The 13,326-nt window shown below is 70.1% G+C and carries 10 protein-coding genes and 1 pseudogene; 8 read left to right on the top strand and 3 right to left on the bottom strand.

Annotated features, from left to right (window positions below; translation table 11 throughout):
- The first annotated feature begins 49 nt into the window (after nucleotides 1–49).
- The 8 genes from ACEXOX_RS13625 (at nucleotide 50) to ACEXOX_RS13590 (ending at nucleotide 9,286) form a co-directional block, all read left to right on the top strand.
- Nucleotides 50–3,007: a M14 family zinc carboxypeptidase gene (locus tag ACEXOX_RS13625; protein WP_406520811.1), complete on the top strand. Its 2,958-nt coding sequence runs from the start codon at nucleotides 50–52 to the stop codon at nucleotides 3,005–3,007.
- 170 nt (nucleotides 3,008–3,177) lie between these two features.
- Nucleotides 3,178–4,182 carry a type I glyceraldehyde-3-phosphate dehydrogenase gene (gene gap, locus ACEXOX_RS13620; RefSeq protein WP_030017967.1) on the top strand — a complete coding sequence of 335 codons (1,005 nt, stop codon included), beginning with the start codon at nucleotides 3,178–3,180 and terminating at the stop codon, nucleotides 4,180–4,182.
- A 114-nt stretch (nucleotides 4,183–4,296) separates the two neighbouring features.
- The gene (locus tag ACEXOX_RS13615) at nucleotides 4,297–5,508 is read left to right on the top strand and encodes a phosphoglycerate kinase (protein WP_406520809.1); all 1,212 of its coding nucleotides are present in this window, start codon (nucleotides 4,297–4,299) and stop codon (nucleotides 5,506–5,508) included.
- 6 nt (nucleotides 5,509–5,514) lie between these two features.
- Nucleotides 5,515–6,291 (top strand): triose-phosphate isomerase, encoded by a 777-nt coding sequence (tpiA, locus tag ACEXOX_RS13610; protein WP_406520807.1) that lies wholly within the window; start codon nucleotides 5,515–5,517, stop codon nucleotides 6,289–6,291.
- A 133-nt stretch (nucleotides 6,292–6,424) separates the two neighbouring features.
- A complete protein-coding gene (secG, locus tag ACEXOX_RS13605) occupies nucleotides 6,425–6,661 on the top strand; it encodes a preprotein translocase subunit SecG (RefSeq protein ID WP_030017964.1) in 237 nt (78 codons plus the stop codon).
- 157 nt (nucleotides 6,662–6,818) lie between these two features.
- Nucleotides 6,819–7,154 carry an RNA polymerase-binding protein RbpA gene (locus tag ACEXOX_RS13600; RefSeq protein WP_003986538.1) on the top strand — a complete coding sequence of 112 codons (336 nt, stop codon included), beginning with the start codon at nucleotides 6,819–6,821 and terminating at the stop codon, nucleotides 7,152–7,154.
- 216 nt (nucleotides 7,155–7,370) lie between these two features.
- Complete coding sequence (gene pgi / locus ACEXOX_RS13595) at nucleotides 7,371–9,023, top strand: glucose-6-phosphate isomerase (protein ID WP_406526333.1); 1,653 nt, start codon at nucleotides 7,371–7,373, stop codon at nucleotides 9,021–9,023.
- The gene (locus ACEXOX_RS13590; RefSeq protein ID WP_406520804.1) at nucleotides 9,023–9,286 is read left to right on the top strand and encodes a hypothetical protein; all 264 of its coding nucleotides are present in this window, start codon (nucleotides 9,023–9,025) and stop codon (nucleotides 9,284–9,286) included. The genes pgi and ACEXOX_RS13590 overlap by 1 nt, the downstream gene beginning before the upstream one ends.
- Before the next feature lie 610 nt (nucleotides 9,287–9,896).
- On the opposite strand, the gene pgl is transcribed toward ACEXOX_RS13590, so the two are convergent.
- The 3 genes and pseudogenes from pgl to zwf form a co-directional block, all read right to left on the bottom strand.
- Nucleotides 9,897–10,679, bottom strand: coding sequence for a 6-phosphogluconolactonase (gene pgl, locus ACEXOX_RS13585; protein WP_031007103.1), 783 nt, complete (start codon nucleotides 10,677–10,679; stop codon nucleotides 9,897–9,899).
- Nucleotides 10,676–11,803, bottom strand: a complete 1,128-nt coding sequence (gene opcA / locus ACEXOX_RS13580; RefSeq protein WP_406520803.1) for a glucose-6-phosphate dehydrogenase assembly protein OpcA — start codon at nucleotides 11,801–11,803, stop codon at nucleotides 10,676–10,678. Before opcA ends, pgl begins: the two co-directional genes overlap by 4 nt.
- Nucleotides 11,800–13,322 (bottom strand): annotated as a pseudogene (gene zwf / locus ACEXOX_RS13575) (glucose-6-phosphate dehydrogenase). Before zwf ends, opcA begins: the two are co-directional and overlap by 4 nt.
- Between the last annotated feature and the right edge of the window lie 4 nt (nucleotides 13,323–13,326).

Below are 13,326 nucleotides of genomic sequence, written 5' to 3'. Positions count from 1 at the left end.
CAGTCTGTCGAACGCCTATTCACGAGAAGGACGACGGCAAGGGGGGCTCATGAGACGCAGGGCGAGATCCTTACTCGCGGCGGCGGCGTTGCTGCTGGGAGGGGTGGTGGCGGTGCCGGCCGCGCAGGCGCAGGCACGGGCGGAGGACGGGGCGGGGCGGGACGCGGCCGGGGTCTGGACGGCCGAGGTCACCAAGGCGCAGGTGCCGCTGCTGCTCAAGGCGGGGGTGGACGGCCACGAGCTGACCGCGCAGGTGCCGAGCGCCGGTAAGGCGGAGGTCGAGGTGTACCTCTCCGCCGGGCAGGCCGCCGGGCTGCGCCGACAGGGCGTGGCGCTGACGCGCAAGATCGTGTCGGCGGAGACGCAGCGCAGGCTCAAGGCCCAGGGGGACGGGGTCTTCCGTCCGTACCTGGGTGCCAACGGCCTGATGAAGGAGATGATCGACACCGCGCGGCACCACCGCGACCTCGCCAAGGTCGTCAGCATCGGCAAGACCGTCAAGGGCCGCGACATCATGGCCCTGAAGCTCACCAAGAACGCCGACAAGATCGGGGACGGTGCCAAGCCCGCGGTGCTGTACCTGTCCAACCAGCACGCCCGGGAGTGGATCACTCCTGAGATGACCCGCCGGCTGATGCGGTACTACCTGGCCGGGTACGGCAAGGATCCGCGGCTGACCAGGATTCTCGACACCACCGAGCTGTGGTTCGTGCTCTCCGCCAACCCGGACGGTTACGACTACACCTTCGAGAGCCCGCAGAGCCGGCTGTGGCGCAAGAACCTGCGGGACAACAACGGCGACGGCAGGATCACGCCCGGCGACGGCGTCGACCTCAACCGGAACTTCTCCTACAAGTGGGGCTACGACAACGAGGGTTCGTCCCCGAACCCGGCGGGTGAGACCTACCGCGGCCCGGCCGCCGTCTCCGAGCCCGAGACCAAGGCGCTGGACGCCTTCGAGAAGCGCATCGGTTTCCGGTACGCCATCAACTACCACTCCGCCGCCGAGTTGATCCTGTACGGCGTCGGCTGGCAGGTGGCCACGCCCACTCCGGACGACGTCCTCTACCGGGCGCTGGCCGGCACGCCTGAGAAGCCGGCGATCCCCGGCTACCGCCCGCAGGTCTCCTCCGAGTTGTACATCACCAACGGTGAGGCCGACGGCCACGCGTCCAACGTCAACGGCATTCCCATGTTCACCCCGGAGATGTCGACCTGTCAGACGGTCTCCAACGCCGACCCGGACGACGAGTGGAACGCCGCCGACTGCCAGTCCGTCTTCAACTTCCCCGACTCCGAGAAGCTCATCCAGGCGGAGTTCGAGAAGAACATCCCCTTCGCGCTCTCCGTCGCCGAGAGCGCCCGGCGCCCCGACCAGCCCGTCTCGTCCGTGGGGATGAAGGCGCCGGACTTCACCCCGCACGCCTTCACCGCCTCCTACGCCCGCGGCGAGGACCAGGAAGTCGCCGTCACGGCGCGCAAGTCCGTACGGGACAAGGAGCTGAACTACCGCGTCAACGGCGGCCGCCGGCACACGGAAGAGCTGGAGGCGTGGAAGGGCGGTGAGACCTACGGGGGCGAGGACAACCTCCACTTCGACCAGTACCGGGCGTCCGTCGAAGGGGCCGATCCGGGGGACAAGGTCGAGGTGTGGTTCTCCGGTCGTACGCGCGACGGCAAGACCACCAAGAGTGAACCTTTCACCTACACCGTCGCCGAGCGGCCGCGCGCCGACACCCTCGTCCTCGCCGAGGAGGGCGGCACCACCCCCGCGCAGCACACCGCCGCCTACACCAAGGCGCTCGCCGCGAACGGCCACCGCGCCGCGGTCTGGGACGTCGCCCGACAGGGTGCCCCGGACGCGCTCGGTGTCCTGAGCCACTTCGACAACGTCGTCTGGTACACCGGAGCGGGCCGTCCGGGCGGCGCCACCCTGCTGGCCGTACGCGACTACCTCAACGAGGGCGGCAAGCTGCTCGCCGCGGGTGAGCAAGCGGGCGGCACCGCCGTGGTCGGCCGGGCCGTGACCGACGACTTCAGCCAGTACTACCTGGGTGCCGGCAGCCGCGTCCCCGTCAAGAACCCGCCCGCCTTCAAGGGCGCCGGCAAGCTGGCCGGCGCGGAGGTGAAGCTCGGCGACGCGCCGGGCAACCCGCTGGACTCCGCGGGCGCCCACTCGGTGATCTCCGACGAGCTGCCGCCGGCCACGTTCCCCCAGTTCGCCAGCGCCGCGGCCGGCGACTACCCGGGAGTACGGACGCCGTTCCAGCCGTACGAGGGCGACTGGTTCGCCGCCGCACAGCACCGCGACTCCTCCTGGATGCGGCTGTCCCGGACCGTGGACCTGACCGGCGTGACCGCGGCCGACCGGCCCACCCTCCAGTTCATGCTCAGCCACGACACCGAGGACGGGTACGACAACGCCGTCGTCGAGGCGCACACCGTGGGCCGGGACGACTGGACGACGCTGCCCGACGCGAACGGCGGCACCCGCACCGACGTGCCCGCCGAGTGCGGGGCGGGCTACTACCTGGCCGCGCATCCCTTCCTCCAGCACTACCTGACCCGCACCGGCACCGAGTGCCGCAACACCGGCACCACCGGAGCGTGGCACCGCTTCACCGGCGCCTCGGACGGCTGGCGGCCGGTCGCCGTCGACCTGTCCGCCTACGCCGGGCAGCGTGTCGAGCTGGCGCTCTCCTACGTCACCGACCCCAGCACCGGCGGCCGCGGCGTCTTCGTGGACAACACCAGGCTCACCACCGGTACCGGCGGCGAGCCGCTGGAGGGCTTCGAGACCTCGCTCGGGCCCTGGGCCGTTCCCGGGCCGCCCGCCGGCAGCCCGCCCGCCACGGGCGACTGGGCCCGCTCCAAGGAACTGTTCCGGGCCGCCGGCGCGGTGACCACGCGGGACACCGTCCTGCTGGGCTTCGGCCTGGAGCATGTACAGACCGCCGCGGAACGGGCGGAACTGACCGGCGCGGCGCTCAAGGCCCTCGACGGCTGACCGCGCCCTACTCTCTCGGCGAACAGGGCGGCCCGTGGCCCCAGAGTGGGCCCGGACCGCCCCTGTCAATGTCACGTACGTCTCGTATTGGGGGTAGGGTCGGAGGCGGTCGGGGACATCCCATACAGCTCGCCGGTACTGCACCGGCGCACCAACGAGGAGATCGGTTCGTGACGATCCGCGTAGGCATCAACGGATTCGGCCGCATTGGTCGCAACTACTTCCGCGCGCTCCTGGAGCAGGGTGCGGACATCGAGATCGTCGGTGTCAACGACCTGACCGACAACGCCACCCTGGTTCACCTGCTGAAGTACGACACCATCCTGGGTCGTCTGAAGCACGACGTCAGCCACACCGACGACACCATCACGGTCGGCAAGCAGACCTTCAAGACGATGGCCGAGCGCGACCCCGCCAACCTGCCCTGGGGCGAGCTGGGCGCCGACATCGTCATCGAGTCGACCGGCATCTTCACCAAGAAGGCCGACGCCGAGAAGCACATTCAGGCCGGCGCCAAGAAGGTCCTGATCTCCGCGCCCGCCAAGGGCGAGGACATCACGATCGTGATGGGCGTCAACCAGGACAAGTACGACGCGGCCAACCACCACGTCATCTCCAACGCCTCCTGCACCACCAACTGCGTGGCGCCGATGGCCAAGGTTCTCGACGAGAACTTCGGCATCGTCAAGGGCCTGATGACGACCGTCCACGCGTACACCAACGACCAGCGCATCCTGGACTTCCCGCACTCGGACCTGCGCCGCGCCCGCGCCGCCGCGGAGAACATCATCCCGACCACGACGGGCGCCGCCAAGGCCACCGCGCTGGTCCTCCCGCAGCTGGAGGGCAAGCTGGACGGCATCGCCATGCGCGTCCCGGTCCCCACCGGCTCCGTGACCGACCTGGTCATCGAGCTGGAGCGCGAGGTCACCAAGGACGAGATCAACGCCGCCTTCCAGAAGGCGGCCGAGGGCCAGCTCAAGGGCATCCTGGAGTACACCGAGGACCCGATCGTCTCCTCGGACATCGTCAACTGGCCGGCCTCCTGCACCTTCGACTCCTCCCTGACGATGGCGCAGGGCAAGAGCGTCAAGGTCATCGGCTGGTACGACAACGAGTGGGGCTACTCCAACCGCCTGGTGGACCTGACCACCTTCGTCGGCGGCCAGCTCTGACACCTGCCTGATCAAGGCCAGGGCACGTAGATGTGCGGAAGGGGCTCGTAGGGCGCACCGAAGCGCCGTACGGGCCCCCTCCCATGACCGACCTACGCAACGGAGTCACTTCGCATGAAGACGATCGACGATCTCGCCCAGGACGGGCTGTCCGGCAAGCGGGTCTTCGTCCGCGCGGACCTCAATGTGCCGCTGGACGGCACCAGCATCACCGACGACGGCCGCATCCGCGCCGTCCAGCCGACGATCGCCAAGCTCGCGCAGCTCGGCGCCAAGGTGATCGTCGCCTCCCACCTGGGCCGTCCCAAGGGCGCCCCCGACCCGGCCTTCTCGCTGCGCCCGGCCGCCGAGCGCCTCGGTGAGCTGATCGGCCGCGAGGTCGCCTTCGCCACCGACACGGTCGGCGAGTCCGCCCGCTCCGTCGTCGCCGGGCTCGGGGAGGGCGAGGTCGCCGTCCTGGAGAACCTGCGCTTCAACCCGGGCGAGACCAGCAAGGACGACGCCGAGCGCGGCGCCTTCGCGGACCAGCTCGCGGACCTCGCGGACGTGTACGTCGGTGACGGCTTCGGCGCCGTGCACCGCAAGCACGCCTCCGTCTACGACCTGCCGGCCCGCCTGCCGCACGCCGCGGGCGACCTGATCGCCGCCGAGGTCACCGTCCTGAAGAAGCTCACCGAGGACGTCAAGCGCCCCTACGTGGTCGTGCTCGGCGGCGCCAAGGTCTCCGACAAGCTCGCCGTCATCGACGAGCTGCTCGGCAAGGCCGACCGGCTGCTGATCGGCGGCGGCATGGCGTACACCTTCCTCAAGGCCAAGGGCTACGAGGTCGGCATCTCCCTCCTTCAGGAGGACCAGATCCCGAAGGTGACCGAGTACATGGAGCGCGCCGAGAAGAACGGCGTCGAGCTGGTCCTGCCGGTCGACATCCTGGCCTCGGCCGACTTCCCCGACCTGAAGACGAAGGCCAAGGCCGACTTCGTCACGGTCGACGCCGACAGCATCCCCTCCGACAAGGAGGGCCTGGACATCGGCCCGAAGACCCGCGAGCTGTTCGCCTCGAAGATCGCCGACGCCGAGACCGTCTTCTGGAACGGCCCGGTCGGCGTCGCCGAGCACCCCGACTACGCCGGCGGCACCACCGCCATCGCGCGGGCCCTGCTGAACTGCGACGGCTTCACCGTCGTCGGCGGCGGCGACTCGGCCGCCGCCGTGCGCTCGCTCGGCTTCGACGAAAATGCTTTCGGCCACATCTCGACCGGCGGCGGCGCCAGCCTCGAATACCTCGAAGGCAAGACGCTCCCCGGCCTTGCCGCTCTGGAGGACTGAAGAACCGTGACTGACCGTACCCCGCTGATGGCGGGCAACTGGAAGATGAACCTCAACCACCTTGAGGCCATCGCACACGTCCAGAAGCTCGCCTTCGCACTCGCCGACAAGGACTACGAGGCCACCGAGGTCGCGGTCCTGCCGCCCTTCACCGACCTGCGTTCGGTGCAGACGCTGGTCGACGGCGACAAGCTCAAGATCAAGTACGGCGCCCAGGACCTCTCGGCGCACGACTCCGGCGCGTACACCGGTGAGATCTCCGGCGGCATGCTGGCCAAGCTCAAGTGCAGCTACGTGGCCGTCGGGCACAGCGAGCGCCGCCAGTACCACGGCGAGAACGAAGAGATCTGCAACGCCAAGGTCAAGGCCGCCTTCCAGCACGGCATCACCCCGATCCTGTGCGTCGGCGAGGGCCTGGACGTCCGCAAGGCCGGCAACCAGGTCGCGCACACCCTCGCCCAGGTCGACGGCGGCCTGAAGGACGTGCCGGCCGAGCAGGCCGAAACCATCGTCATCGCCTACGAGCCCGTGTGGGCCATCGGCACCGGCGAGGTCGCCACGCCCGAGGACGCGCAGGAGGTCTGCGGCGCGATCCGCCGCCGCCTCGCCGAGCTGTACAGCCAGGAGCTGGCCGACAAGGTCCGCATCCAGTACGGCGGCTCGGTGAAGTCCGGCAACGTCGCCGCGATCATGGCGCAGCCGGACGTGGACGGCGCCCTGATCGGCGGCGCGGCGCTGGACGTGGACGAGTTCGTCAAGATCGTCCGGTTCCGCGACCAGTAGCAGCTATGACGACGGGCCAGGCCCGTCGTACCCTGTCGGGGCCGGGCCCGGTGCCATGCGCGCCGCCCGGCCCCGTACCATTCGATCTTCTTCGGTACGTCCCGTCCGTCAGTCCTAGAGAGTTGGTCCAGCCGTGGTCATCGGGTTCTCGGTAGCCCTCATCGTCTTCAGCCTGCTGCTGATGATGCTGGTGCTCATGCACAAGGGGAAGGGCGGCGGCCTGTCCGACATGTTCGGCGGCGGCATGCAGTCCTCGGTCGGCGGTTCCTCCGTCGCGGAGCGCAACCTGGACCGCATCACCATCGTGATCGCCCTGTTCTGGTTCGCCTGCATCGTCGTACTCGGCGTCCTGATGAAGCTGGACAGCTGACGAACTGTCGAGGACGCGGCCTATCATGAGGGCGGCGTCCTCGGTGGGGGTGTAACTCCTGTCACTGGACGCGCGTTGGGCCTTACGTAGACTGGGGCGCTCGCAGCGCGACTGCTGTTCGATGCTTCGCAGCACCATTACGCAGGGAGTTACAACCGTGGCAAGTGGCAACGCGATCCGAGGAAGTCGGGTCGGGGCGGGGCCGATGGGGGAGGCCGAGCGAGGCGAGTCCGCGCCGCGCATCCGCATCTCCTTCTGGTGCTCGAACGGGCACGAGACTCAGCCCAGCTTCGCCGGCGACGCGCAGATTCCTGACACCTGGGACTGCCCGCGCTGCGGCTTCCCGGCAGGCAAGGACCGGGACAACCCGCCGGACCCGCCGCGCACCGAACCGTACAAGACGCACCTCGCGTACGTCCGGGAGCGCCGGAGCGACGCCGACGGCGAGGCGATCCTCGCCGAGGCCCTCGCCAAGCTGCGCGGAGAGATCTGACGGACCAGCACACACCACACGACCGGCCCGGCCGGAGGGACGACGCCCTCCCGGCCGGGCCGTCCGCGTATCCGGCCGGTCGGCCGGGTACCGGCGGAGGTGCTGAAACGGTTCGCTGGGGCGGCCGACAGCGGGGGGACACCTCATCCCGCTCCCTGATCAATTAGGTTGGGAGACGGCGGGGCCGGTACGAGAAGAAGAAGGCTGATGTCCGAGATGAACGCAGAAGGCCGCAACAGGCTCGACCAGACGCCTGAGTGGACCGCGCTGAACAAGCACCGGGAACAGCTCGGGGAGGTGCGACTGCGCGAGCTGTTCGACCAGGACCCGGAGCGCGCCGGACGCTACACCCTCAAGGTCGGCGACCTGCACCTGGACTACTCCAAACACCTGGTCACCGACGAGACGCTGCGCCTGCTGCGCGAGCTGGCCGCGGCCCGGGGCGTCGCCGAACTGCGGGACGCGATGTTCCGCGGCGACAGGATCAACGTCACCGAGAACCGGGCCGTGCTGCACACCGCGCTGCGCGCCCCCGAGTCCGCCACCGTCGAGGTCGACGGCGAGAACGTCGCCCCCGCCGTGCACGCCGTGCTCCGCAAGATGCAGATCTTCACCGACCGGGTGCGCTCGGGCGAGTGGAAGGGCCACACCGGCAAGCGCATCAAGACGGTCGTCAACATCGGTATCGGCGGCTCCGACCTGGGCCCGGCGATGGCGTACGAGGCTCTGCGCGCCTACTCCCACCGCGACATGCAGTTCCGCTTCGTCTCCAACGTGGACGGCGCGGACCTGCACGAGGCCGTCCGCGACCTCGACCCCGCGGAGACGCTCTTCATCGTCGCCTCGAAGACCTTCACCACCATCGAGACGATCACCAACGCCACCTCCGCCCGCGACTGGCTGCTGACCGGCCTGCGGGCCGGCGAGGACGCGGTGGCCAAGCACTTCGTCGCGCTGTCGACCAACGCCGAGAAGGTCGCCGACTTCGGTATCGACACCGACAACATGTTCGAGTTCTGGGACTGGGTCGGCGGCCGTTACTCCTACGACTCCGCGATCGGCCTCTCGCTCATGATCGCGATCGGCCCGGAGCGGTTCCGCGAGATGCTGGCCGGTTTCCACCTCGTCGACGAGCACTTCCGCTGCGCCCCCGCCGAGGAGAACGTGCCGCTCCTGCTCGGCCTCCTGGGCGTCTGGTACGGCAACTTCTGGGACGCCCAGTCGCACGCGGTCCTGCCGTACAGCCACTACCTCTCCAAGTTCACCGCGTACCTCCAGCAGCTCGACATGGAGTCCAACGGCAAGTCCGTGGACCGCGAGGGCAACCCGGTGCACTGGCAGACCGGCCCCGTCGTGTGGGGCACACCCGGCACCAACGGTCAGCACGCGTACTACCAGCTCCTCCACCAGGGCACGAAGCTCATCCCCGCCGACCTCATCGGCTTCGCCAAGCCGGTCGAGGACCTGCAGTCCGGCCTGGTGGCCCAGCACGACCTGCTGATGGCCAACCTCTTCGCCCAGGGCCAGGCGCTGGCCTTCGGCAAGACCCCGGACGAGGTACGGGCCGAGGGCGTGCCCGAGGAACTGGTCCCGCACAAGACCTTCGAGGGCAACCGCCCCACCACCACCATCCTGGCCGAGGAACTGAGCCCCTCCGTCCTCGGTCAGCTCATCGCCCTGTACGAGCACAAGGTCTTCGTCCAGGGCGCGATCTGGAACATCGACTCCTTCGACCAGTGGGGCGTCGAACTTGGCAAGATCCTCGCGAAGCGGGTCGAGCCCGCGCTGACCGAGGGCGCGGACGTCGAGGGCCTGGACGCCTCGACGAAGTCCCTGGTGGCCACGTACCGCGCGATGCGGGGCCGCTGATGGCGGCGGAAGAGGGGATCCTGGTGAGCTTCCTGGACCTCCTCACCCCGGAGAACCGGGCATGGCTCACGAGCCTCCCGGAGGCCGAACAGCGCGACGTGGCGACCCGTCACCTCGAAGCCGTGCAGGGCGACAAGGAACACGGCCTGGGCCGGTACGACACCCACGACACACAGGTGGAGGGCGTCGCCGTCGGCGACCTCCAGGACCCCGGCCACCTCGCCAACGCGATGGTCCGCCAGGAGCAGGAACGACGGTCGTGACGGGCTGAGGCCCGGCGGGGAGCGGCGCGGGCCCGGGCCCTACGGACTTCGTCCTCCGGTCCCGCACCCTCCCGTACGTCTTCGGCTTCCGCGGCATGGGGGAGGGACACCTGCCCCCACCGGTCGTCCGCCGCTGTACGACGGGAGGGGCCGGACCGTAGGACGAAGTCTGTAGGGCCGGTCCCGTGCTCGGACCGAGGAGAGCGCCGCCCGGTACAGGCAGCCAGTCGGCCACGGACTCCAGCCCGCCGCTGGGCGCCGAAACTCCGTCGGACTGCGGGAGGCTCGACCGTGGGGCGGGCCCGGGCCCTACAGACTTCGTCCTACGGTCCCGCACCCTCCCGTACGTGTTCGGCTTTCGCGGTGTGGGTGGGGGGACGTCTGCCCCCACTGGCCGTTCGTCGCCGTACGGCGGGAGGGGGCGGGCCGTAGGACGAAGTCTGTAGGCCCGGTCCCGTACCCCGGTACGGGAGGCGCCGCCCGGTACGGGCGATGAGTCGGCCACGGCGCCCAGCCCCCACCAGGCGCCGAAACCCTCTTGGTCAGTTGGAAACCACGCCGAACGGCCCCGCTCCCACCCGGGAACGGGGCCGTTCGGTGTACGGCGGTGTCAGGCCGATGCCGGCGGGTACAGGCCGCGCGGCAGTTGCGAGGCGGCCGCCTCGTCCAGGAGCCACAGCGTGCGGCTGCGGCCGTACGCGCCCGCGGCCGGGGCCTGGATCTCCCCGGCGCCGGAGAGCGCCATCGCCGCGGCCTTCGCCTTGTCCTCGCCCGCCGCGAGCAGCCAGACCTCCCGTGCCGCGCGGATCGCGGGCAGGGTGAGGGAGAGGCGGGTGGGCGGGGGCTTGGGGGCGCCGTGGACGGCGACGACCGGGCGTTCCGTCTCCCGTACGGCGGGCAGCTCGGGGAAGAGCGACGCGACGTGGGTGTCCGGGCCGACGCCCAGCAGGAGGACGTCGAAGGACGGGACGGGACCGTGGTCCTCGGGGCCCGCCGCGGCGCCCAGCTCGACCGCGTACGCCTCCGCCGCGGCGTCCGCGTCGTTGCCGTACGGGCCGTTGGACGGGGCCATCACGTGCACCCGCGCCGGGTCCACCGGAACGCTGTCCAGCAGGGCCTCACGGGCCTGCGTGTAGTTGCGCTCCGGGTCGCCGTCCGGAAGGAACCTTTCGTCGCCCCACCACAGGTCGAGGCGCGACCAGTCCACCGCGTCCCGGGCGGGCGCCTCGGCCAGGGCCGCGAGCAGCCCGTTGCCGTTGCGGCCGCCCGTCAGGACGACGGAGGCGGAGCCGCGGGCGGCCTGGGCGTCCACGATCTTCGTGATCAGCCGGGCCGCCGCGGCCTTGGCCATCAGCTCCTTGTCGCGGTGGACGACGACCTGCGGCGCGCTCACTCGGATGCCGCCTTGGAGGCCGCCTTCTTGGAGGCGGACTTCTTGGCGGGCGCCTTGGCCTTGGTGTCGGAGGGCTCGGAGCCCTCCGACGCCTCGGACTTGGTGTCCGCCGCCTTCGCCGGATCCGCCGCGTCAGCGGGAACCGGCTCGTCGGACGACTCGGCCGCCCTCGCCGCCAGCGGGGTCTGGGCCCGCTGCGGCTCGCCGAGCCGGTCGACGCCGTACTTCAGCGCCGAGGCGTACGTGTCGTCCGGGTCGAGCCGGCGCAGTTCCTCCGCCAGGAGTTCCGCGGTCTCGCGCCGCTTGAGCGCGACGTTGCGGTCGGGCTGGCCCTGCATGGAGAGCGTGGCCAGCGAGCCGTCCGCACGGTCGAGCGCGACGGGGCCGCAGTCGGTCTCCATCCGGACGGCGGTCAGGCCAGGGCCGGTCGAGAGGAGCCGTCGGACGGGGACGCCGAGGCGGTCCGCGAGCCACATGCCGAGGAGTTCGACGCTGGGGTTGAACTCCTCGCCCTCGACCTCGACCTCGGCGACCTTGCAGGGCAGCTGGTCGAGCGCCGCGGCCAGCATCGAGCGCCAGGGCGTGATGCGGGTCCAGGACAGGTCCGTGTCGCCGGGCGAGTACGCGTCGGCGCGCTCGGCCAGCTCCCGGATCGGGTTCTCGGCGGTGTACATGTCGGTGACGCGCCGCTGGGCGAGCGCGCCGAGCGGGTCGCGTGCCGCGTCCACCGGGGCGTTGACCGGCCACCACACGACGACCGGGGCGTCCGGCAGGAGCAGCGGCAGGACCACGGACTGGGCGTGGTTGATGGCCTCGCCGTAGAGCCGCAGGACGACCGTCTCACCCGTACCGGCGTCCGCGCCGACGCGGACTTCGGCGTCCAGGCGGGCCTTGGCGCGGTCGCGGGGCGACCGGCTGACGCGCTTGATGACGACGAGGGTGCGCGAGGGGTGCTCGCGGGACGCCTCGTTGGCGGCCTTCAGGGCGTCGTAGGCGTTCTCCTCGTCGGTGACGATGACGAGGGTGAGCACCATGCCGATGGCGGGGGTGCCGATGGTACGACGGCCCTGGACCAGCGCCTTGTTGACCTTGCTGGCCGTGGTTTCCGTCAGATCGATCTTCATGGCCGACGCCAGCTCCGTCCGTCTCGTGCGAGCATTTCGTCCGCCTCGTCCGGTCCCCAGGTCCCGGCCGTGTACTGCGCGGGCTTGCCGTGCTCGTCCCAGTACTCCTCGATCGGGTCGAGAATCCGCCAGGACTGCTCGACCTCCTCGACGCGCGGGAAGAGGTTGGCGTCACCGAGCAGGACGTCCAGGATCAGGCGCTCGTACGCCTCCGGGCTGGACTCGGTGAAGGACTCGCCGTAGGCAAAGTCCATCGAGACGTCCCGTACCTCCATGGAGGTGCCGGGCACCTTCGACCCGAAGCGCATGGTCACGCCCTCGTCCGGCTGGACGCGGATGACCAGGGCGTTCGCGCCCAGTTCTTCGGTGGCGGTGTGGTCGAAGGGGAGTGCGGCGCGCGCTGGAAGACGACCGCGATCTCCGTGACGCGGCGGCCCAGGCGCTTGCCGGTGCGCAGGTAGAAGGGGACGCCCGCCCAGCGGCGGTTGTCCACCTCCAGCTTGATCGCGGCGTAGGTGTCGGTACGGGAGTTCGGGTCGATGCCGTCCTCCTCCAGGTAGCCGACGACCTTCTCGCCGCCCTGCCAGCCGGCCGCGTACTGGGCGCGCACGGTCTCCTTGCCCAGGTCGGCGGGGAGCCGTACGGCACCGAGCACCTTGGTCTTCTCGGCGACCAGCGCGTCCGCGTCGAAGGAGGCGGGCTCCTCCATGGCGGTCAGCGCGAGCAGCTGGAGGAGGTGGTTCTGGATGACGTCACGGGCGGCGCCGATGCCGTCGTAGTAGCCCGCGCGGCCGCCGATGCCGATGTCCTCGGCCATGGTGATCTGGATGTGGTCGACGTAGGACCGGTTCCAGAGCGGCTCGAAGAGGGTGTTGGCGAAGCGCAGCGCCAGGATGTTCTGGACCGTCTCCTTGCCCAGGTAGTGGTCGATGCGGAAGACCGACTCGGGCGGGAAGACCTCGTGGACGATGCGGTTCAGTTCCTGGGCGCTGGCCAGGTCGTGGCCGAAGGGCTTCTCGATGACCGCGCGGCGCCAGCAGTCGCCCTGCTGGTCGGCCAGGCCGTGCTTCTTGAGCTGCTGGACGACCGTGGGGAAGAACTTGGGCGGTACGGACAGGTAGAAGGCGAAGTTGCCGCCGGTGCCCTGGGCCTTGTCGAGTTCCTCGATGGTGTCCTTGAGGGTCTCGAAGGCCTCGTCGTCGTCGAAGTTGCCCTGGACGAACCGGCAGCCCTGGACGAGCTGCTGCCAGACCTCTTCGCGGAACGGTGTGCGGGAGTGCTGTTTGACGGCCTCGTACACCTCCTGCGCGAAGTCCTGGTGCTCCCACTCGCGGCGGGCGAAGCCGATGAGGGAGAAGCCCGGCGGCAGCAGCCCGCGGTTCGCCAGGTCGTAGACGGCAGGCATCAGCTTTTTACGGGACAAATCGCCCGTGACGCCGAAGATGACCAGGCCCGACGGCCCCGCGATACGCGGGAGCCGTCGGTCCGCGGCGTCACGCAGCGGATTGCTGCTGGACAAGGTG

This window comes from Streptomyces sp. Ac-502 (genome assembly GCF_045222935.1).
Classification (GTDB): Bacteria; Actinomycetota; Actinomycetes; order Streptomycetales; family Streptomycetaceae; genus Streptomyces; species Streptomyces monomycini.
Note: the sequence above shows the minus strand (reverse complement) of the source record. Positions and strands in the feature narration are given on the sequence as shown.